Source organism: Pseudomonas sp. FA117 (assembly GCF_057370475.1).
Map to the genome: position 1 here is coordinate 4,772,426 of NZ_CM170675.1, position 20,406 is coordinate 4,792,831.

18 protein-coding genes are annotated in these 20,406 nt (G+C 64.4%); 14 read left to right on the forward strand and 4 right to left on the reverse strand.

Features of this window, described 5'->3' with window-relative positions:
* Positions 1 to 113: 113 nt before the first annotated feature.
* From AC1TXO_RS22065 to AC1TXO_RS22075, 3 genes are all read left to right on the forward strand, one after another.
* Positions 114 to 488: a septal ring lytic transglycosylase RlpA family protein gene (locus tag AC1TXO_RS22065; RefSeq protein WP_486403696.1), complete on the forward strand. Its 375-nt coding sequence runs from the start codon at positions 114 to 116 to the stop codon at positions 486 to 488.
* 78 nt (positions 489 to 566) lie between these two features.
* Positions 567 to 1,592, forward strand: a complete 1,026-nt coding sequence (locus AC1TXO_RS22070) for a calcium/sodium antiporter (RefSeq protein ID WP_486406886.1) — start codon at positions 567 to 569, stop codon at positions 1,590 to 1,592.
* Between the two features lie 10 nt (positions 1,593 to 1,602).
* Entirely contained in the window at positions 1,603 to 1,977 is a 375-nt protein-coding gene (locus AC1TXO_RS22075) for a carboxymuconolactone decarboxylase family protein (RefSeq protein ID WP_486403697.1), read from the forward strand.
* 120 nt (positions 1,978 to 2,097) lie between these two features.
* Here the strand turns inward: AC1TXO_RS22075 and AC1TXO_RS22080 are convergent, their stop codons facing one another.
* On the reverse strand, positions 2,098 to 3,459 hold the full coding sequence (locus AC1TXO_RS22080; RefSeq protein ID WP_486403698.1) for an amino acid permease: 1,362 nt from the start codon (positions 3,457 to 3,459) through the stop codon (positions 2,098 to 2,100).
* A 52-nt stretch (positions 3,460 to 3,511) separates the two neighbouring features.
* Positions 3,512 to 4,453, reverse strand: a complete 942-nt coding sequence (locus AC1TXO_RS22085) for an AEC family transporter (protein WP_486403699.1) — start codon at positions 4,451 to 4,453, stop codon at positions 3,512 to 3,514.
* 190 nt (positions 4,454 to 4,643) lie between these two features.
* Between AC1TXO_RS22085 and AC1TXO_RS22090 the strand changes: the two genes are divergently transcribed.
* Positions 4,644 to 6,269 carry a phospholipase gene (locus AC1TXO_RS22090; RefSeq protein ID WP_486403700.1) on the forward strand — a complete coding sequence of 542 codons (1,626 nt, stop codon included), beginning with the start codon at positions 4,644 to 4,646 and terminating at the stop codon, positions 6,267 to 6,269.
* 14 nt (positions 6,270 to 6,283) lie between these two features.
* Positions 6,284 to 6,472 (forward strand): hypothetical protein, encoded by a 189-nt coding sequence (locus tag AC1TXO_RS22095; RefSeq protein ID WP_486403701.1) that lies wholly within the window; start codon positions 6,284 to 6,286, stop codon positions 6,470 to 6,472.
* An 85-nt stretch (positions 6,473 to 6,557) separates the two neighbouring features.
* Here the strand turns inward: AC1TXO_RS22095 and AC1TXO_RS22100 are convergent, their stop codons facing one another.
* Complete coding sequence (locus tag AC1TXO_RS22100; RefSeq protein ID WP_486403702.1) at positions 6,558 to 7,118, reverse strand: response regulator transcription factor; 561 nt, start codon at positions 7,116 to 7,118, stop codon at positions 6,558 to 6,560.
* Positions 7,115 to 8,374 (reverse strand): ATP-binding protein, encoded by a 1,260-nt coding sequence (locus AC1TXO_RS22105; protein ID WP_486403703.1) that lies wholly within the window; start codon positions 8,372 to 8,374, stop codon positions 7,115 to 7,117. The genes AC1TXO_RS22100 and AC1TXO_RS22105 overlap by 4 nt, the downstream gene beginning before the upstream one ends.
* Before the next feature lie 199 nt (positions 8,375 to 8,573).
* Between AC1TXO_RS22105 and AC1TXO_RS22110 the strand changes: the two genes are divergently transcribed.
* The 9 genes from AC1TXO_RS22110 to AC1TXO_RS22150 all read left to right on the forward strand — a co-directional run bounded on the left by AC1TXO_RS22110 (position 8,574) and on the right by AC1TXO_RS22150 (position 20,265).
* The gene (locus AC1TXO_RS22110) at positions 8,574 to 9,287 is read left to right on the forward strand and encodes an SIMPL domain-containing protein (RefSeq protein ID WP_486403704.1); all 714 of its coding nucleotides are present in this window, start codon (positions 8,574 to 8,576) and stop codon (positions 9,285 to 9,287) included.
* 369 nt (positions 9,288 to 9,656) lie between these two features.
* Complete coding sequence (locus AC1TXO_RS22115) at positions 9,657 to 11,282, forward strand: ABC transporter substrate-binding protein (RefSeq protein ID WP_486403705.1); 1,626 nt, start codon at positions 9,657 to 9,659, stop codon at positions 11,280 to 11,282.
* 202 nt (positions 11,283 to 11,484) lie between these two features.
* The gene (locus AC1TXO_RS22120) at positions 11,485 to 13,077 is read left to right on the forward strand and encodes an ABC transporter substrate-binding protein (protein ID WP_486403706.1); all 1,593 of its coding nucleotides are present in this window, start codon (positions 11,485 to 11,487) and stop codon (positions 13,075 to 13,077) included.
* Between the two features lie 176 nt (positions 13,078 to 13,253).
* A complete protein-coding gene (locus AC1TXO_RS22125; RefSeq protein WP_486403707.1) occupies positions 13,254 to 14,633 on the forward strand; it encodes an OprD family porin in 1,380 nt (459 codons plus the stop codon).
* Between the two features lie 69 nt (positions 14,634 to 14,702).
* Positions 14,703 to 16,298 (forward strand): ABC transporter substrate-binding protein, encoded by a 1,596-nt coding sequence (locus AC1TXO_RS22130; protein ID WP_486403708.1) that lies wholly within the window; start codon positions 14,703 to 14,705, stop codon positions 16,296 to 16,298.
* A 72-nt stretch (positions 16,299 to 16,370) separates the two neighbouring features.
* The gene (locus AC1TXO_RS22135; protein WP_486403709.1) at positions 16,371 to 17,381 is read left to right on the forward strand and encodes an ABC transporter permease subunit; all 1,011 of its coding nucleotides are present in this window, start codon (positions 16,371 to 16,373) and stop codon (positions 17,379 to 17,381) included.
* A gap of 10 nt (positions 17,382 to 17,391) precedes the next feature.
* Positions 17,392 to 18,318, forward strand: a complete 927-nt coding sequence (locus AC1TXO_RS22140; protein ID WP_486403710.1) for an ABC transporter permease subunit — start codon at positions 17,392 to 17,394, stop codon at positions 18,316 to 18,318.
* 10 nt (positions 18,319 to 18,328) lie between these two features.
* Entirely contained in the window at positions 18,329 to 19,297 is a 969-nt protein-coding gene (locus AC1TXO_RS22145; protein ID WP_486403711.1) for an ABC transporter ATP-binding protein, read from the forward strand.
* Positions 19,297 to 20,265 carry a peptide ABC transporter ATP-binding protein gene (locus tag AC1TXO_RS22150; RefSeq protein ID WP_486403712.1) on the forward strand — a complete coding sequence of 323 codons (969 nt, stop codon included), beginning with the start codon at positions 19,297 to 19,299 and terminating at the stop codon, positions 20,263 to 20,265. The genes AC1TXO_RS22145 and AC1TXO_RS22150 overlap by 1 nt, the downstream gene beginning before the upstream one ends.
* Positions 20,266 to 20,406: the final 141 nt, after the last annotated feature.

Consider the following 20,406-nt stretch of genomic DNA (forward strand, 5'->3'; position numbering starts at 1 on the left):
CGCCCTCGTTCGCGGGCAAGCCCGCTCCCACAGGAATATCGCCGCCAGTAAAGCGGCGTGTCAACGGTGGGAGCGGGCTTGCCCGCGAAAGGAAGCACCGGAGTGCACCTGCCTTGCTAAAAAGAAACCTCACCGCCCTGGCTCTTTTCTCTGCCTTGGCCGGCTGTGCCAGCCATGACATCGACCCGCGCGGCTACGACGAAACCGGCACGGCCTCCTATTACGGCGCACGCCACCATGGCAAACGCACCGCCAGCGGCGAAGCCTTCAATCAACATGGCCTCACCGCCGCCCATCGCAACCTGCCGTTCGGCAGCCAGGTGCTGGTGACCAACCTGTCCAACCAGCGCAGCGTGGTGGTCCGCATCAACGACCGCGGCCCGCACACCCGTGGCCGGCTCATCGACCTGTCACGTGCCGCCGCAGAAAAAATCGGCATGCTCCGTAGCGGAACGGCGCGAGTCCGGGTACAAGGTCTGAGCGACTGACCTGACTGGAGCCCTCCCATTTTCGACCTGGCCACCCTCCCCACCTTCAGCCTCCTGCAACTTGGCCTGGGCCTGGTGTTGCTGGTCATTGGCGCCGAGCAACTGATCCGTGCCGCCCTGCGCCTGGCCACGCGCCTGCACGTCCGACCGCTGATCATCGGCCTGAGCCTGGTGGCGTTCGGCAGCACCGCACCGCAACTGACCGTCAGCCTCCAGGCTGCCTACCAGGGCGCGCCGGATGTGGCGGTCGGCAGCGTCATCGGCAGCAACATCTTCAACGTGCTGGTGATCCTCGGCCTGGCCGCGCTGATCATCCCGCTGCGGGTGTCGCGGCAACTGGTGCGCCTGGACATTCCCCTGATGATCGTCGCCAGTGCACTGGTCTACCTGCTGGCGGCCAACGGCGAGCTCGGACGCCTGGAAGGCGGGCTGCTGCTGGCGGGGTTGCTGGGCTATCTGTACATGCTGTGGCACCAGTCGCGCCACTATGCCCGTACCTACCCGGCACCGGCCACCGTGCACAGCAGCCCCGTGCGCTTCTGGAGCATCGTGGTGCTGCAGACCCTGTGCGGCCTGGTGCTGCTCAGCCTGGCCGGCCACCTGCTGCTGCAAGCCGCAGTCGAAGTGGCCACCGACCTTGGCCTGTCCGAGCGGATCATCGGCCTGACCGTGGTCGCCGTCTGTACCTCGCTGCCGGAGCTGGCCGCCGCGCTGATCGCCGCCCTGCGCGGCGAGCGCGAGATCGCGGTGGGTACTGTGATCGGCAGCAACCTGTTCAACCTGCTGGCGGTGCTCGGGCTCACTGCGCTGGTCACCCCCGAGCCCCTGTCGATTTCGCCCAACGCCCTGGATTTCGACCTGCCGGTCATGCTCGGGGTCGCCGCCTTGAGCCTGCCGGTGTTCTATTCCGGCTACCGGATCACCCGGGCCGAAGGTCTGGTGTTCCTGGCGCTGTACCTGGCCTACGGCCTGCACGTGGTGGCCTTCACCACCGGCATGCCGCTGGCCGGGCGCCTGGAGCGCCTGATGCTGTTCTACGTCATGCCGGTGCTGGCGGTGGTGCTGCTGTACACCACGGTTCGCGCCTGGCGCCGCCAACACTGAGGAATACGCAATGAGCGATGACAGCAAGACCGGCGAGCAGATTCGTCGCCAGGTGATGGGGGATGCCTTCGTGGACCGTGCCCTGGGCAACGCCACCGAGTTCAGCCAGCCGCTTCAGGACTTCGTCAACGAACATGCCTGGGGCAGCACCTGGTCCCGCGAAGGGCTGCCGCTCAAGACCCGCAGCCTGATCACCCTGGCCGCACTGACGGCCCTGAAGTGCCCGCAGGAACTCAAGGGCCACGTGCGCGGGGCGCTGAACAACGGCTGCACGGTGGAGGAGATTCGCGAGGCGTTGCTGCATTGCGCAGTGTACGCAGGGGTGCCGGCGGCGATCGATGCGTTCCGCGCGGCACAGGAAGTGATCGACAGTTACCAGGCCTGAGGTCGCAGCGGCCTCTTCGCGGGTAAACCCGTTCCCACAGGCACACCGCTGTGTCCAACCTCAGCGCGGTCCCTGTGGGAGCGGGTTTACCCGCGAAAAGAGCGACGCATCAGCGGATGTTCAGCCCTTGGCCTGACGCGCCTTCTTCATCTTGAACGCCACCCACAGCGCTGCGATCCACAACGGAATCAGCATGACCGAGATGCGTACCGGCGGGGTCAGGTACATCACCACCAGGATCAGCGCAATGAAGGCCAGGCACAGGTAGTTGGTCAGCGGGTGCCCCCAACTGCGGTAGAACGGTGTGATGCCCGCCGCCAGCTTGGCCTTGCGGAACTTCAGGTGGGTGATGCTGATGCTCGCCCAGTTGATCACCAGCGCCGACACCGCCAGGGCCATCAACAGGCCGAAAGCCTCACCCGGCATCAGGTAGTTGATCACCACGCACAGCCCGGTTGCCAGCGCCGACACACCCAGTGCAACCAGGGGCACACCGCTGCGGCTGACCTTGAGCAACTGGCGCGGTGCATCACCCTGGCTGGCCAGGCCGAACAGCATGCGGCTGTTGGCGTACACGCAGCTGTTGTAGACCGACAGCGCAGCCGTCAGCACCACGATGTTGAGCACGGTCGCGACCACATCGCTGTCCAGTTCGTGGAAGATCATCACGAACGGGCTGCCGCCCTGCACCACTTTCTGCCAGGGATACAGCGCCAGCAGCACCGCCAGCGCGCCGATGTAGAAGATCAGGATGCGGTACACCACCTGGTTGGTGGCCTTGGGGATGCTCTGGCGCGGGTTGTCTGCCTCGGCCGCGGTGATGCCCACCAGTTCCAGGCCGCCAAAGGAGAACATGATCACCGCCAGGGCCATGATCAGCCCGGTGACGCCGTTGGGGAAGAAGCCGCCGTATTGCCACAGGTTGGCGACACTGGCATCCGGGCCACCGTGACCGCTGGTCAGCAGCCAGGCGCCGAAGCCGATCATGCTGACGATCGCCACCACCTTGACCAGGGCGAACCAGAACTCCATCTCGCCGTAGACCTTCACCTGGGTCAGGTTGATGGCGTTGATCACCACGAAGAAGATCGCCGCCGTGGCCCAGGTCGGAAACTCCGGCCACCAGTACTGGACGTAGATGCCCACGGCGGTGAGTTCGGCCATGCCCACCAATACGTAGACCACCCAGTAGTTCCAGCCCGAGACGAAGCCGGCGAATTCGCTCCAGTACTGGTGGGCGAAGTGGCTGAAGCTGCCGGCGACCGGCTCCTCGACCACCATCTCACCCAGCTGGCGCATGATCAGGAAGGCCATCAGGCCGGCGATGGCGTAGCCCAGCAGCACCGACGGACCGGCCAGCTGGATGGTCTGGGCGATACCCAGGAACAGGCCTGTACCGATGGCGCCACCCAGCGCGATCAACTGGATATGGCGATTCTTCAGCCCGCGTTGCAACCCCTCGGGCGTGCTCTGGTCTTGCATGAAGTGTCCTTTATTTCAGGAGGCAGTGTTGTTGGTATTGTGCGGCCAGCATCTAGATCCATCCGCCCCATTGCAAGATGAAAATGCCGATATTGGTGGTGATCGCCGCCATTAGCGTCGTGATGACGATGATAGACGCGGCGAGTTCGTGATTGCCATTGGCCGCACGGGCCATGACATAGCTGGCAGCCGCGGTCGGGCTGCCGATGTAGAGAAACAGGATGCCCAGTTCGGCGCCGCGAAAACCGCACAGCCAGGCGCCCAGTGTGCCCAGCAGCGGCAGCCAGACCATCTTCACCAGGCTGGCATCGATGGCCAGCTTGCCGCTGTCGCGCAGGGCCGCCAGCGACAGGGTGCCGCCGATGCAGATCAGCGCCAGCGGCAGGGTCATCTGCGCCAGATAGTCGCCGGAGGTCAGCAGCCAGTTCGGCAGCGGTACCTGCCCGTAGGCCATGGGCGTGGCCGCCAGCACGCTGATGATCAGCGGGTTGCTGAAGATGCTCTTGCAGATGCTCCACGGATCGGACTTCAGGCTCGGGCTGTACACCGCCAGCACCACCGAAGACAGCGAGTTGTACATCAGGATCACCAGCCCGGCGAGCACCGCGCCCAGGGAAATTCCGTAGTCGCCGTACAGGCTGGCCGCCAGCGCCAGGCCGATCACCCCGTTGTTGCCGCGAAACGCGCCCTGGGTGTAGATGCCGCGATCCGCCGGCGGGCTGCGCCAGATCGCCAGGCCCCACGACAAGGCGAAGCCCACCAGGGTGGCGAGGATGAAGTAGAGAATGACCCCCGGCTTGATCGCAGTCGATAGATCAGCGTGGTAGATCCCCAGGAACAGCAGCGCCGGCATGCAGGCGTTGAACACCAGCGACGAGGCGACCTTGATGAAGTTGTCGTCGATCAGCCGGATGCGCTTGAGCAGCACGCCCATGAACAGCATGGCGAAAACCGGGGCCGTGATGTTCAGCGTCTGGATGAGAAGGGCGAGCATTGCGCGCGATCCTGAAAGGGGTTGCCGTTAGGGGGCTAATCATACGTCAGTGCTGGCTGATTGCGTCCGCCTTGGCGGCAGGATCTGCCTACAAACAGATCTTGACGTAGGAAAATTCCGCTCTAATATCTGAAATACTGTACATGCATACAGTTAAATAGGAATTTTCAGACATCGCACGGAGCAAGAAATGTCAGAAGCACAATCACTGCCCACAACGGGCCAGGCCACTCTGGTGGTCGCGGACCTCGACCAGCTGTTCGACCCCGAGGGCGTCACCCTGAGCGACGAACACAGCCATCTGACCCTGGTCATGCACGGTCATCACACCGTCAAGTACCATCGCCTGCCACCGCTCGAAACGCCAGAGCCCGGCGGCCCCGAGCTGCGTTTCGAAGGCGCGGAACACACAGCCATCGGCGATAACGTCATGCTCGGCTTCGCGGTTGGCCAACCGCAAGTCATCGCCCATCAGGCGCCCCTGCCGCTACCCAACGGCCTGAGCCTGACCTACGGCCAGGTCGTTGCCCTGGGGGGCGACTTCTACGGCGTTGCCGAACGCCCCATCGCCGACGGCGCGACACCTGCGGCCCGCCTGGAGCGCTTTCTCCAGGCCTTCGACTCGCTGGCCCGCCTGCCCGCCTCGCGCGCCGAAGCGCAGGAAATCCTGGCGGTCATGCAGGAGGAGATCGCAGTGGCCAATCGCGCCATCAAGGACGGTCGCCAGCCCCATGAAGCCTATGACGCTCTGGGCGACAGACTGTCGGCGCGCTGGAATCGCATCACCGGCGGTGGCAGCGCAATCTCCGACCTGCTGCCACTGGGCCGCTACCTGAAACTGGCCGCGAGCAACTGGGATCACTTCGGCCAATCGGCCGTGCTGGCCTACCAGGCCGGTCATGGCGCGGCGCTGCAACAGGCCTTGCGTGCCCGCGACAGCGGGGCTGAAAGCGCATTGCAGTTGGCCTACGCCATGAACGCCTTCGCCGACCACTTCCTCACCGACCTGTTTTCCGCCGGCCACCTGCGCGTGCCACGCAAGGCCCTGGCCGACACCGTCACGCCGAGCGACATCGGCTCGCTGGTGTCGCGCTTCATGCACGACGAAGACAGCCAGTACGGGCTGCGAGTGCGCAACGCCGAAGGCGAGCAGTGGCGGGCCTACGGCGACAAGCGCTATTTCGACAGCGTCGACGTGGCCAACCGACGGCAGGTGACCCGTGCGGTACAGCGTTCGGCCGACGAGGTGTTCCTGGCCTTCGCCGAGGGCCGGATCACTCCACCGGAGCAGTACGGCGCCCTGCGCCTGGCCCCGGACCTGCGTGCTGCCGAACAGGACCTGGTAGCCGGCAACTTCGCTGCGCTCTACCGCCAGCAAGGCGCCACGGTCGTGCGACGCAAGAACGTGGCCGACCTCAACGACCGCCAGTACACCGGCGACTGGTGGGGCTGGAGCACTTACCTGCTGCTCAAGGACTACAAGCCCAACCGCCCGACCGGCTTCATCGATGCGCCGTCAACCTCGCCGGCCATCGTCGCCGGCGGCTGGCAGCGCCGTGAGCCCGACGGCCTGAACTGGCGCCGGGGCAATGCGGTGCGCTATGCCTTCAGTATCGACGATGGCCTCAACGAATCCTACATCGGCCCGTGGAGCCCCTATGCCGAGCTGGTTGAACAGTTCCACCCGACCCTGCAACTGCCACTCGATGGGCAGGCGCGCGGGCGCAATCTGTTCCGCCAGTTCCGCGATGGTTCACCCGAGCTGATCGCCCGCCTCGACGGGCAAGCCACCACCTACATCGACCGTAACGCGTGACAAGGAGGTCACCGATGAACATCAGGATCAAACTGGAGCTGGCTTCGGGCCAGTCGCTGCAGGGGATGCCGCTGGAGTTGCTGCGCGACGGGCAAGTGATCGGGCGGGCACAGGTGAAGCGCGATGGCGAGGTGGCGTTCGCGGTCGGGCCAGGTGAAGGTGTGCTGGCGGTGCGGATGGACAGGACGCTGATCGAGAGCTGAGTTTCGCAGCGTCTGTTTCGCGGGCAAGCCCGCTCCCACGGGAGCGGGCTTGCCCGCGAAACAGACGCCTGCGTCTACCGCCCGATCAGCGCCGCACAGGGCGCTTCTGCAGCTTGCGCTGCAAGGTACGCCGGTGCATGCCCAGCGCTCGTGCCGTGGCCGAGATATTGCCCTCGTGCTCGGTCAAAACGCGCTGGATGTGCTCCCACTGCAGGCGGTCGACCGACATCGGGTTCTCCGGCACCAGGGTGTCCAGGTCGGCATGTTCGGACAACAGCGCCGCCAGCACATCGTCGGCGTCGGCCGGCTTGCACAGGTAGTTGCAGGCACCGCGCTTGATCGCCTCCACCGCAGTGGCGATGCTCGAGTAACCGGTGAGGATCAGCACGCGCATCTCCGGGTCCATTTCCAGCAGCTTGGGCAGCAGCACCAGGCCGGAGTCACCTTCCATCTTCAGGTCGAGGGTGGCGTAGTCCGGCAGGTCCTGCTGGGCCAGGATCAGCCCTTCCTCGGCACTCGAGGCGGTGCTCACGCGAAAGCCACGACGGCTCATGGCGCGGGCCATCACCCGGGTAAAGGTGGCATCGTCGTCCACCAGCAGCAGGTGCGGCAGCTCTTCGCCTTCGATCTGGTTGTCATCGCTCATCGTTCATCTCCTCGCTTGCCATGGGGCAGGCGCAGCTCGGTCAGGGTGCCGCCCTCTTCATGACTATAGAGTTTCACCGAGCCCCCCGCGCGGGTCACGCTGGCCTTGCTCAGGAACAGGCCCAGGCCGAAGCCTTTGCCCTTGGTGGTAAAGAAAGGTTTGCCGATCGCCTCGGCGATGGCCACCGGCACGCCGGCGCCGTGGTCGCGGATGCTGATCAGGATATCCTGGGCGTCCCAGTCCAGGCGCACTTCCAGGTCGTCCGGGCAGGCATCTGCAGCGTTGTTCAGCAGGTTCAGCAGCGCCTGGGTCAGGTCGGGCGGCGGAATCAGCCGCGGCACCTCGCCGTCGCGCAGGCGCTGGAAGCGGTAGCTGGCCTCCGGACGCATCAGGTGCCAGCGGTTGAGCGCCTCGTCGAGCCAGGCGGTGACCTCCTGCTCCTGCACATTCATCCGGCGGTTGGCTTCGGCGGCGCGCACCAGTTGCTGCAAGGTCTGCTTGCACAGCTTGACCTGATCCTGCAGCACCGCGAGGTCTTCTTGCAGTTGCGGGTCGGTGTGATCCTGGCGCATTTCATTGATCAACACGCTCATGGTCGCCAGGGGCGTGCCCAGTTCGTGGGCGGCGCCGGCAGCCTGGGTGGCCACGGCCAGCAGCTGTTCGTCACGCAGGCTGTCTTCGCGCCGCTCGGCGCGCAGTTGCTCCTGGCGGCGCAGCTCTTCGGCCATGCGCGCGGCGAAGAAGGTGATGACCGCTGCGGCCAGGGCGATGCTCAGCCACATGCCGTAGACCTGCATGGTGTCGCGTGCCAGTGGCAGCGTCTCCAGCGGGTAGAACTGCACCAGCAGCAGGCTGTAGGCCGCCAGCGCAATGCCCGAGAGCACCAGCGAGTAGATCCACGGCAGGGTTACCGCGGCAATTGCCAGCGGCACCAGATAGTAGGAAACGAAGGGGTTGGTCGAGCCCCCCGAGTAATACAGCAGGGCGCTGTGGATCAGCAGGTCGCAGGCCAGCTGCAGGGCGTATTCCATCTCCGTGACCGGCAGGGTCAGGCGCAGGCGCAAGGCGGTGAAGGCGCACAGCAGCGACGACAGGGCCAGGGTCGCAGCCAGCGACAGCCATGGCAACGGCAGCAGTTCGGTCCAGTAGGCCACGCCCACGGAGCCGGCCTGGGCGGCCAGGACCAGGATGCGGATGATGGTCAGGCGCCAGAGGTTCTGGCGGGTGGCGGACATCGGATGTGCGGGGGCGAGCATGAGCTCTCCTGATGAGTGCTCCAGGACAATCGGCTGGAGTATACCGAAGCCGGACGCCGCGCTGCAGCAATGCGGCAAAGCGCCACACTCCGTCACAAAGTCATGATGGCATTGTTGAACCCACTACACTGTTTCCGGTCTGATTGGCCATGCGTGGAATGGACGTCATCCCCACGCTTTCTATCTGAAGGAGTCATACATGCACATTTCCCGTCGCAGCGCCGCGTTCGCCCTGTCCTGTGGCATGCTCGCCAGCCTGCCGGCCCTGGCCGCCGACGAGCCACGCTACAACCAGGTCTCGCTGCGCGCCGAGGTCAGCAAGGAAGTGGCCCGCGACCTGATGGTCGTCACCCTCTACAGCGAAGCGCAGAACACCGACCCGGGCAAACTCGCCAAGCAGATCACCGAGACCATGAACAAGGCGGTCCAGCAGGCCCGCGGCGTCAAGGAAGTGAAGATCAGCCAGGGCAGCCGCAACAGCTATCCGGTCTATGACACCAAGGGCCAGAAGATCACCGGCTGGCGCGAGCGCGCCGAGCTGCGCCTGGAAAGCGCCGACTTCCCGGCCCTGTCCAAGCTCACCGGCGAGCTGCTGCAAGACCTGAAGATGGGCGGCATGGACTTCTCCATCGCCCCCGCCACCCGCAAGGCCAGCGAAGACGAGCTGCTCAAGGATGCGGTCAACGCCTTCAAGGCACGCGCCCAACTGGCCACCGAGGCACTCGGCGGCAAGGGCTACAAGGTGGTCAACCTGAACCTCAACAGCAGCGGCTACCCACGCCCGTACATGCGCGGCGCACCAATGGCGATGAAAGCCATGGCTGCGGACGAGTCGGTGTCGCCGGACATCGAGGCCGGCACCAGCGAAGTCAACATGAACGCCGACGGCCTGATCGAAGTGCAGATGCAGTGATCCGCACCAGGCTCGCCTGAGCGATCGGGGCCATCGCCATGATGGCCCCACTCCTGTCACCGCCCTGGTCGCAATGACGGCGGTGAAAACCTTCAAACGACTGTTGATCCGAAACTTCCTACGCACCATTCAGGTGCAACTTACATACCTTATCCCTTCGAAACATGTCGCAAAATGCCAGCATTTATCTTGCGCAAACGTTCAACTTACGCAAAATTTACAGGAATGCGACATCCATGTACGACCGTGCCACATTTCTGGCGCCGACTATCCTGTTGAGTGTTGCAATGGGTACACCCCCTGCATAAGTATCCGCAGGTCGGCTCACGAGGCCACCTCAAATCAAAAAATGACAACAATGAGGCCACCATGCTCAAACACGCAGTCATTCCGTTCCTGGTAGGCGCAGGCCTGCTGGCTGGCGCTCCATCGGCCCTCGCCGCGTCCAACCTGGTGTTCTGCTCCGAAGGCAGCCCCGCCGGTTTCGACCCGGGCCAATACACCACCGGAACCGACTTCGACGCCTCGGCCGAGACGATCTTCAACCGCCTGACCCAGTTCGAACGTGGCGGCACCGCTGTCGTCCCCGGCCTGGCCACCAAATGGGACGTTTCCGACGACGGCAAGACCTACACCTTCCACCTGCGTGAAGGGGTCAAGTTCCACACCACCGACTACTTCAAGCCATCACGCGAGTTCAACGCCGACGACGTGCTGTTCACCTTCAACCGCATGCTCGACAAGGACATGCCGTTCCGCAAGGCGTACCCCACCGAATTCCCGTACTTCACCGACATGGGCATGGACAAGAACATCGCCAAGCTCGAGAAGCTCGACGATCACACCGTCAGGTTCACCCTCAACGAAGTGGACGCCGCGTTCATCCAGAACCTGGCAATGAGCTTCGCCTCGATCCAGTCGGCCGAGTACGCCGACCAGTTGCTCAAGCAGGGCAAGGCCGCCGACATCAACCAGAAGCCGATCGGCACCGGCCCGTTCGTGTTCAACAGGTACCAGAAGGACGCCTTGATCCGCTACAAGGGCAACAAGGACTACTGGAAACCGGACGACGTGAAGATCGACAACCTGGTCTTCGCCATCAGCACCGACGCCTCGGTGCGCATGCAGAAGCTCAAGCGGGACGAGTGCCAGGTCACCCTTTTCCCCCGCCCGGCCGACATCGAGCCGCTGAAGCAGGACAAGAAGCTGCAGATGCCTGACCAGGCCGGCTTCAACCTCGGCTACATCGCCTACAACGTGATGGACAAGATCAAGGGCAGCAACGAGCCCAACCCCATGGCCCAGCTGAAGGTGCGCCAGGCACTGGACATGGCGGTGAACAAGCAGCAGATCATCGACTCGGTGTACCAGGGCGCCGGCCAGCTGGCGGTCAACGCCATGCCACCGACCCAGTGGTCCTACGACACCACCATCAAGGACGCCAAGTACGATCCGGAGAAGGCCAAGCAGTTACTCAAGGAGGCCGGCATCAAGGAAGGCACCGAGATCACCCTGTGGGCCATGCCGGTGCAACGTCCGTACAACCCCAACGCCAAGCTGATGGCCGAGATGCTGCAGTCGGACTGGTCGAAGATCGGCATCAAGGCCAAGATCGTCAGCTACGAATGGGGCGAGTACATCAAGCGTTCCAAGGGTGGCGAGAACGGCGCCATGCTGATTGGCTGGAGCGGCGACAACGGTGACCCGGACAACTGGCTCGGCACCCTGTTCGGTTGCGACGCGCTGGAAGGCAACAACTTCTCCAAGTGGTGCTACAAGCCGTACGACGACATCATCAAGCAGGCCAAGGCCACCTCCGACCAGGCCAAGCGTACCGAGCTGTACAAGCAGGCGCAGCACATCATCAAGGAGCAGGTGCCGATGACCCCCATCGCCCACTCCACGGTCTACCAGCCGATGAGCGCCAAGGTGAAGGATTTCAAGATCAGCCCGTTCGGCCTGAACTCCTTCTATGGCGTGAGCGTGGAGAAATAACCCCCTTTGCCGCCCTGTCCCCGGACAGGGCTGGCGGGGTGTCGGCAGGCAGCCGAAGTTTCTTGGCGATCCTGCGACGTTTCCCACAACCATAGACTTATTCACCACCTGTCTTGCCCTTCCTGACGCCGCTATCGTCAGGAACGGGCTTCTGTTGCCGTGTTTCAGCACGTCGCAGCATACGGATGAGGAAGGGATCGCCATGCGCCATACCACACTGCTCGGCACACTGCTGGGTCTGGGCCTGCTCAGCCAGGCCATCACCGCCCAGGCCAACAACCTGGTGTTCTGCTCCGAGGGCAGCCCCGCCGGCTTCGATACCGCCCAGTACACCTCGGCTACCGACAACGATGCCGCCGAGCCCATCTACAACCGCCTGGTGGAGTTCGAACGCGGTGGCACCGCAGTGCAGCCAGGCCTCGCCACCGACTGGAAGGCCTCCGAAGACGGACTGCGCTACACCTTTCACCTGCGCCCCGGTGTGAAGTTCCACGGCAACAAGGCGTTCAAGCCCAGCCGCGACTTCAATGCCGACGACGTGCTGTTCACCTTCAACCGCATGCTCGACAAGGACCAGCCGTTCCGCAAGGCCTACCCCACCGAGTTCCCCTACTTCGTCAGCATGGGCCTGGACAAGAACATCGCCAAGGTCGAGAAGATCGACCCGCTCACCGTCCAGTTCACCTTGAACAGCGTCGATGCCGCGTTCATCCAGAACATCGCCATGGCCTTCGCCTCCATCCTTTCCGCCGAGTATGCCGAGCACCTGCTGGCGACCGGCAAGCCCAGCGACATCAACCAGAAGCCGATCGGCACCGGCCCGTTCGTGTTCCAGCGCTACCAGAAGGACTCGCAGATCCGCTTCAAGGGCAACAAGGACTACTGGGCGCCAGACAGGGTGAAGATCGACAACCTGGTGTTCTCGATCAACACCGATCCCTCGGTGCGCATCCAGAAACTGCGCCGAAATGAATGCCAGGTCACCCTGCACCCACGTCCTGCCGACCTGCCGGCACTGAAGCAGGACAAGAAACTGCAGGTGATGACCAAGGCCGGTTTCAACCTCGGCTACATCGCCTACAACACCCAGCATCCGCCCTTCGACCGCCTCGAGGTGCGCCAGGCGATGGACATGGCCGTGAACAAGCAGGCGATCATCCAGGCGGTGTACCAGGATGCGGGCCAGCTGGCGGTCAACGCCATGCCGCCGACCCAGTGGTCCTACGATGAATCGATCCAGGACGCGCCTTTCGACCCGGAGAGAGCCAGGCAACTGCTCGAGCAGGCCGGGGTCAAGCCAGGCACCGAAATCACGCTGTGGGCCATGCCCGTCCAGCGCCCCTACAACCCCAACGCCAAGTTGATGGCCGAAATGCTCCAGGCCGACTGGAGCAAGCTCGGTTTCAAGGTGCGCATCGTCAGCTATGAATGGGGCGAGTACCTCAAGCGCATGAAAAGTGGCGAGCATGACATCGCCCTGATCGGCTGGACCGGCGACAACGGTGATCCGGACAACTGGCTCGGCACCCTGTTCAGCTGCGATGCCATCGGCAGCAACAACTACTCGCTGTGGTGCGACCCGCAGTACGACACCCTGGTGAAAAAGGCCAAGCAGATCACCGGCCGCGAACAGCGCACGACCCTCTATCGACAAGCCCAGCAACGCCTCAAGCAGCAGGTCCCGATCACGCCGGTGGCGCACTCGACGGTCAACCAGCCCCTGAGCCTCAGCGTGCAGGACTTCAAGGTCAGCCCCTTCGGACGCAACGTCTTCTCCGGTGTCAGCGTGGATTGACCTGAACCCGCCCCCGTCAGACGGCAGCAGGGGCGCGCAAGCGTTCGCCCCCGTCCCCGAGCACCCCGAACCTGCACCGGCCATCCCGGTGCAACCGGATGCAGCAACGCGTCACCGAACCAAGCCCGGCCCACAAGACCAGGCCAAAGATATAAGAATAGAAAGGGAGCCTAACCTTGAAACGAACCACCAAAACCGCGCTGGCCCTGTCGATCGGCGCCTTCTGCGCCGCCGCCCAGGCCGAACCCGTCAGCCAGGACTTCTACCCGCTGAGCCTCAAGTCAGGCAGCGAGCAGGCCGACGCCACCGGCTTCTTCGAGGGCCAGAGCCTGGGCGGCAGTACCCGCAACTGGTACGCCCGCGAACGCGCCACCCGCGCGCCGTTGTGGAAGTACTACAAGAGCGATGGTACCCGCCATGACACCCACAGCCGTGACAACTGGGTGCAGGGCACCATCCTCAACTACAGCTCCGGCTTCACCCAGGGTACCGTGGGTTTCGCCACCGAACTCGCCGCCTACAACGCCATCGCCCTGGAGCGTGGCCGTGCCGCCATCGCCGGGCCGAACAACCGGACCCTGACCCACAGTGATGGCGATCCTGTCGGGCAGTGGAGCAAGGCCGGCCTTGCCAACGTCAAGGCGCGCATTTCCAACACCACCCTCACCGTCGGCCGCCAGTCGCTGGACACGCCGATGATCGCCTACATCGGCAACCGCGCCCTGCCCTCGAGCTTCCAGGGTGTGGCGTTGCACAGCGCCGAGTTCGACAACCTGTCGTTCGACATCGGCACCTTCGATCGGGTATCGCCGCGTACCGAGCAGAGCCTGAGCAAGTTCCGCACCGAATACAGCAACACCGGCGTGGAAACCGACCGCGCCAGCACCGCTGGCATCAACTACCAGCCGTTCAAGAGCCTGACCACCAGCCTGTACGCGACCAAGGTCGACGACTTCTGGAACCAGTACTACTTCGGCGCCAACCACGTGCTGGGCGACAGCGCCGTGCTGAGCCTGACCACCGGCCTGAACTACTACAAGACGGTCGATGCCGGCAGCAAGAAGATGGGCGACATCGACAACGACACCTACAGCCTGTCGTTCGGCCTCACCCACCAGGCGCACACGCTCACCGCCTCCTGGCAGCAGGTCAACGGCAACGAGTACTTCGACTACCTGCACGAAACCAACGGTATCTACCTGGCCAACTCCCTGCTCTCGGACTTCAACGGCCCGAACGAAAAATCGCTGCAGATCGCCTATGTGCTGAACATGGCGCAATACGGCGTGCCGGGCCTGAAGTTCAACCTGTACAACGCACGCGGCTGGGGCATCGACGGCACTCACTACCGTGGCACCGCCTACGACGTGCGCGGCATGGACGGCGAGACCCACTACGAGTGGGGCATCGGCACCACCTACGCGGTGCAGAGCGGCCCGCTGAAGGATACCAGCATCCGCGCCACCTACACCGCCCACCGTGCCAGCAAGGCCCAGGCCGACGGCAGCCTGGACGAACTGCGTATCGTGACCACCATTCCGTTCAACATTCTCTGACCGCCAACGCCGCGGCCCGGGCGATCCGGGTCGTGGCGTCTACGCTGGAGTCATTCGCAGGGAGGTTCCATGAAATCGCTACCGCTACGCGCTGCCCTGGCAGCGATCATCCTCGGCGCCGCCGGCAACCTGGCCGCCAAGCCGCTGGTGGTGTGCACCGAAGCCAGCCCCGAAGGCTTCGACATCGTCCAGTACACCACCGCCGTGACTGCCGATGCCTCGGCCGAAACCGTGTTCAACCGCCTGGTCGACTTCAAGCCCGGCACCACCGATATCGAGCCGGCGCTTGCCGATAGCTGGGACATCAGCGCCGACGGCCTGACCTACACCTTCCACCTGCGCCAGGGTGTGAAGTTCCACACCACCGACTACTTCACCCCCACCCGCGACTTCAATGCCGACGACGTGCTGTGGAGCCTGAACCGCCAGTTCGATGCCAAGCACCCGTGGCACGACAAGACCAGCGTCGGCTACCCCTATTTCGAGAGCATGGCCTTCGGGCAACTGCTCAAGTCGGTGAGCAAGACCGACGACCACACCGTGGTGATCACCCTGACCCGCCCCGAAGCGCCGTTCCTGCGTGACCTGGCCATGGCCTTCACCTCGATCTACTCCGCCGAGTACGGCGACCAGTTGCTCAAGGCCGGCAAGACCGGCGAGCTCAACAGCAAGCCGATCGGCACCGGCCCGTTCGTGTTCCAGCGCTACAACAAGGACGCCCAGGTCCGCTTCAAGGCCAACCCCGACTACTTCCGCGGCAAGCCACCCAGCGAGACGCTGGTGTTCGCCATCGCCACCGACAACAACGTGCGCCTGCAGAAACTGCGGGCCAACGAATGCCAGATCGCCCTGTACCCCAAACCCGACGACGTCCCGGCGATCAAGACCGATCCCAAGCTCAAGGTCGCCGAGATCGAGGCCCTGGTGACCGGCTACATCGCCATGAACACCGAGCACAAGTACCTGAGCGACGTGCGCGTGCGCAAGGCCATCAACATCGCCTTCGACCGCCAGACCCATGTCGACCAGCTGTTCGGCAAGGGCAACGCGCTGGTCGGGGTCAACCCCTACCCGCCGACCATGATCGGCTACAACACCGCCAACAAGAACCCACCGCGCGACCTCGACAATGCCCGCGCCCTGCTCAAGCAGGCCGGCGTGCCCGAGGGCACCGTGATTACCCTGTTCACCCGCAACGGCGGCGGCCCGACCAACCCCAACCCGCGCCTCTCGGCCGAGATGCTGCAGGCCGACCTTGCCAAAATTGGCCTCAAGCTCGACATCCGCGTGATGGAGTGGGCCGAGATGCTGCGCCGCGCCAAGAAGGGCGAGGCCGACCTGGTCTCCACCGGCTGGGCCGGCGACAACGGCGATCCGGACAACTTCCTCAGCCCGCTGCTCAGTTGCGAAGCCGCCAAGACCGGCGAGAACTATGCACGCTGGTGCAACCCCAAGTTCCAGGACCTGATCACCCGTGCCCGCGAGATCATCGACAATGATGAGCGCGCCAAGCTCTATAGCGAGGCGCTGGCGGTGTACGATGAGGATCAACCGTGGATCAGCATGGCCCACCCGAAGATGTTCACGGCCATGCGCGACAACGTAGAGGGCTATGTCATCAACCCTCTGACCAATAACAACTTCGCCACCACCAAGGTGAAGTAGAAGAAAAACATGACCGCCGGCCGCTGCAAGGGTCGGCGGCTGCCTTGACCGGCCGATGAGGTACCTCCGACGATGTTGAGTTTTATTGCCCGGCGCCTGGGCCTGCTGATCCCGACCTTTTTCGGGATCACCCTGCTGACCTTCGCGCTCATACGCCTGATCCCCGGCGACCCGGTGGAAGTGATGATGGGCGAGCGCAGGGTCGACCCTGAAATGCACGCCCAGGCCATGGAACGCCTGGGCCTGAACAAACCCCTGCCGGCCCAGTACCTGGACTACATCGGCAAGCTTGCCCACGGAGACCTGGGCGAGTCGCTGCGCTCGCGCGAAAGCGTCTGGAGCGAGTTCACCACGCTGTTCCCGGCGACGCTGGAGCTGGCGTTCTGCGCCCTGATCTTCGCCGGCGTGGTCGGCCTGCTGGCCGGGGTGATCGCCGCACTCAAGCGCGGGTCGCTGTTCGACCACGGGGTCATGGGCATCTCCCTCACCGGCTACTCCATGCCGATCTTCTGGTGGGGCCTGATCCTGATCATGTTCTCGTCGGTGAGCATGGGCTGGACGCCCGTGTCCGGGCGTATCGACCCACTGTACGACGTCGAGCCGGTGACCGGCTTCATGCTGATCGACACCTTGCTGGTGGGCGACGAGGGCTCGTTCGTGGACGCGCTCATGCACCTGATCCTGCCGACCATCGTGCTCGGCACCATTCCGCTGGCAGTGATCGCGCGCATGACCCGCTCCTCGATGCTCGAAGTGCTGCGTGAAGACTACATCCGCACCGCACGCGCCAAGGGGCTGTCGCCCGCCCGCGTGGTCTTCGTGCACGGCCTGCGCAATGCGCTGATCCCGGTGCTGACGGTGTTCGGCCTGCAGGTCGGCACGTTGCTGGCCGGTGCTGTGCTCACCGAAACCATCTTCTCCTGGCCGGGCATCGGCAAGTGGCTGATCGAAGCCATTGGCGCCCGTGACTACCCCGTGGTCCAGAACGGCATCCTGTTGATCGCCTGCCTGGTGATCCTGGTCAACTTCGTCGTGGATATCCTCTACGGCCTGGCCAACCCACGCATCCGTCATCAGCGCTGAGGTCCCCGCCATGACTAACCCGACTTCCAACGCTGTGACCCAGGCCCCGAGCGCCGACCACAGCCAGCTCTACCCCTCCCCGTACAAGGAGTTCTGGCAGGCCTTCTCGCGCAACAAGGGCGCAGTGGCAGGCCTGGCCTTCATGTGCCTGATCGTGTTCTGCGCGCTGTTCGCCCCTTGGGTCGCACCGCACAACCCCAGCGAACAGTACCGCGACTTCCTGCTGACCCCGCCGGTCTGGCTCGAAGGCGGCACCTGGCAATTCGTTCTCGGCACCGACGAACTGGGCCGCGACCTGCTGTCACGGCTGATCCAGGGCGCGCGCCTGTCGCTGCTGATCGGCCTGTCCTCGGTGGTGATGTCGCTGATCCCGGGCATCCTGCTGGGCCTGTTCGCCGGCTTCTTCCCGCGCCTGCTCGGCCCTTCGATCATGCGCCTGATGGACGTGATGCTGGCCCTGCCCTCGCTGCTGCTGGCCGTGGCCATCGTCGCCATCCTCGGCCCTGGCCTGATCAACACGGTGATCGCCATCGCCGTGGTCTCGCTGCCTTCCTACGTACGCCTGACCCGCGCTGCTGTCATGGGCGAGCTGAACCGCGACTACGTCACCGCCGCCCGCCTGGCCGGTGCCAGCCTGCCGCGCCTGATGTTCGTCACCGTGCTGCCCAACTGCATGGCGCCGCTGATCGTGCAGGCCACCCTGAGTTTTTCCTCGGCGATCCTCGACGCCGCCGCCCTGGGCTTCCTCGGCCTCGGCGTCCAGCCACCCACCCCCGAGTGGGGCACCATGCTGGCCTCGGCCCGCGACTACATCGAGCGTGCCTGGTGGGTGGTGAGCCTGCCTGGCCTGACGATCCTGCTCAGCGTGCTGGCAATCAACCTGATGGGCGACGGCCTGCGCGATGCGCTGGACCCGAAACTCAAGAACGCCGCCTGAGGAGAGCGCCATGTCACTGTTGCAGATCAACAACCTGAACGTGCGCTTCGGCGACGCCAATGCCGTACCCGTGGTGGACGGCCTCGACCTGTCGGTGCAAGCCGGCGAGATCCTCGCCATCGTCGGCGAGTCCGGCTCGGGCAAGTCGGTGACCATGATGGCCCTGATGGGCCTGATCGACGCCCCCGGGCGCATCACCGCCGACAGCCTCACCTTCGACGGCATCGACATGCTCAAGCTCAGCGGCCGTCAACGGCGCAAGGTGGTGGGCAAGGACATCGCCATGGTCTTCCAGGACCCGATGACCGCACTCAACCCCAGCTACACCGTGGGCTACCAGATCGAGGAAGTGCTGCGCCAGCACCTGGGCCTGAAAGGCAAGGCGGCGCGCCAGCGCGCCCTGGAGCTGCTCAAGAAGGTCGAGATCCCGGCAGCCGAAAGCCGCCTGGATGCCTACCCGCACCAGCTCTCCGGCGGCATGAGCCAGCGTGTTGCGATCGCCATGGCGATTGCCGGCGAGCCCAAGCTGCTGATCGCCGATGAACCGACCACCGCGCTGGACGTGACCATCCAGGCGCAGATCATGGAGCTGCTGGTCAACCTGCAGAAGGAGCGCAACATGGCGCTCATCCTCATCACCCACGACCTGGCCGTGGTCGCCGAAACGGCCAGGCGGGTGTGCGTGATGTACGCCGGGCAGGCGGTGGAAGTAGGCCAGGTGCCGGAGCTGTTCGACGTGCCCGCCCACCCCTACAGCGAGGCACTGTTGGCGGCGATCCCCGAGCACAGCATCGGTGCCGAACGCCTGGCCACGCTGCCGGGCATCGTCCCTGGCCGCTATGACCGTCCGCAAGGCTGCCTGCTGTCACCACGCTGCCCCTATGTGCGCGACAACTGCCGGGCACAACGCCCGGCCCTCGATCCCCAGGCCCACAGCCTGGTGCGTTGCTTCTACCCGTTGAACCAGGAGGTGGCGTGATGACCGTCGTTCTGTCCGCCCGTGAACTGACCCGTCACTACGAAGTCTCCCGCGGCCTGTTCAAGGGCCATGCACTGGTACGCGCGCTCAATGGCGTGTCGTTCGAACTGGAAGCCGGCAAGACCCTGGCCGTGGTCGGCGAGTCCGGCTGCGGCAAGTCGACCCTGGCCCGCGCCCTGACCCTGATCGAAGAGCCATCCTCCGGCTCGCTGCAGATTGCCGGCACCGAGGTCAATGGCGCCGACAGGGCCCAGCGCAAGCAGCTGCGTCGCGATGTGCAGATGGTGTTCCAGAGCCCCTACGCCTCGCTCAATCCGCGGCAGAAGATCGGCGACCAGCTGGCCGAGCCTTTGCTGATCAACACCTCGCTGAGCAAGGCCGAACGGCGCGACAAGGTGCAGAAGATGATGCAGCAGGTCGGCCTGCGGCCCGAGCATTACCAACGCTACCCGCACATGTTCTCCGGCGGCCAGCGTCAGCGTATCGCCCTGGCCCGGGCGATGATGCTGCAGCCCAAGGTGCTGGTGGCGGACGAACCGACCTCGGCGCTCGATGTGTCGATCCAGGCCCAGGTGCTGAACCTGTTCATGGACCTGCAGAAGGAGTTCAACACCGCCTACGTGTTCATCTCGCACAACCTCGCGGTGGTGCGCCATGTGGCTGACCAGGTGCTGGTGATGTACCTGGGCCGGCCGGCGGAAATGGGGCCGAAGGAGGATATCTACGAAAAGCCCCTGCATCCGTACACCCAGGCGCTGCTCTCGGCGACCCCGGCGATCCACCCGGATCCGCTCAAGCCGAAGATCCGCATCGCCGGCGAATTGCCCAACCCGCTGAATCCGCCCGATGGCTGCGCTTTCCACAAGCGCTGCCCCTATGCCACGGAACGTTGTGGCAAGGAGGTTCCGGCATTCAGGCAGGTCGGGACTCGGCAGGTGGCCTGCCACTATGCGGAGCAGTTCCTGTAAAGCGGCACAAGGCCGCTCCTGCGGCCTTGCAGTTGCAAGAAGGGCCGCATCAGCGGCCCTTCTTCATCAGTGCATGAAAATCGCGATCAGAATGATCACCGGGATTGGTACGCCAAGCATCCAGAGCAGAATCGAGCGCAT

Excerpts from the sequence above, each read along its gene's own strand:
- AC1TXO_RS22120 (WP_486403706.1), top strand. The coding sequence starts at position 11,485 with ATGCGCCATACCACACTGCTCGGCACACTGCTGGGTCTGGGCCTGCTC.
- AC1TXO_RS22130 (WP_486403708.1), top strand. The coding sequence starts at position 14,703 with ATGAAATCGCTACCGCTACGCGCTGCCCTGGCAGCGATCATCCTCGGC.
- AC1TXO_RS22095 (WP_486403701.1), top strand. The coding sequence starts at position 6,284 with ATGAACATCAGGATCAAACTGGAGCTGGCTTCGGGCCAGTCGCTGCAG.
- AC1TXO_RS22085 (WP_486403699.1), bottom strand. The coding sequence starts at position 4,453 with ATGCTCGCCCTTCTCATCCAGACGCTGAACATCACGGCCCCGGTTTTC.
- AC1TXO_RS22145 (WP_486403711.1), top strand. The coding sequence starts at position 18,329 with ATGTCACTGTTGCAGATCAACAACCTGAACGTGCGCTTCGGCGACGCC.
- AC1TXO_RS22115 (WP_486403705.1), top strand. The coding sequence starts at position 9,657 with ATGCTCAAACACGCAGTCATTCCGTTCCTGGTAGGCGCAGGCCTGCTG.
- AC1TXO_RS22140 (WP_486403710.1), top strand. The coding sequence starts at position 17,392 with ATGACTAACCCGACTTCCAACGCTGTGACCCAGGCCCCGAGCGCCGAC.
- AC1TXO_RS22090 (WP_486403700.1), top strand. The coding sequence starts at position 4,644 with ATGTCAGAAGCACAATCACTGCCCACAACGGGCCAGGCCACTCTGGTG.
- AC1TXO_RS22110 (WP_486403704.1), top strand. The coding sequence starts at position 8,574 with ATGCACATTTCCCGTCGCAGCGCCGCGTTCGCCCTGTCCTGTGGCATG.
- AC1TXO_RS22105 (WP_486403703.1), bottom strand. The coding sequence starts at position 8,374 with ATGCTCGCCCCCGCACATCCGATGTCCGCCACCCGCCAGAACCTCTGG.
- AC1TXO_RS22135 (WP_486403709.1), top strand. The coding sequence starts at position 16,371 with ATGTTGAGTTTTATTGCCCGGCGCCTGGGCCTGCTGATCCCGACCTTT.
- AC1TXO_RS22080 (WP_486403698.1), bottom strand. The coding sequence starts at position 3,459 with ATGCAAGACCAGAGCACGCCCGAGGGGTTGCAACGCGGGCTGAAGAAT.
- AC1TXO_RS22075 (WP_486403697.1), top strand. The coding sequence starts at position 1,603 with ATGAGCGATGACAGCAAGACCGGCGAGCAGATTCGTCGCCAGGTGATG.
- AC1TXO_RS22100 (WP_486403702.1), bottom strand. The coding sequence starts at position 7,118 with ATGAGCGATGACAACCAGATCGAAGGCGAAGAGCTGCCGCACCTGCTG.
- AC1TXO_RS22150 (WP_486403712.1), top strand. The coding sequence starts at position 19,297 with ATGACCGTCGTTCTGTCCGCCCGTGAACTGACCCGTCACTACGAAGTC.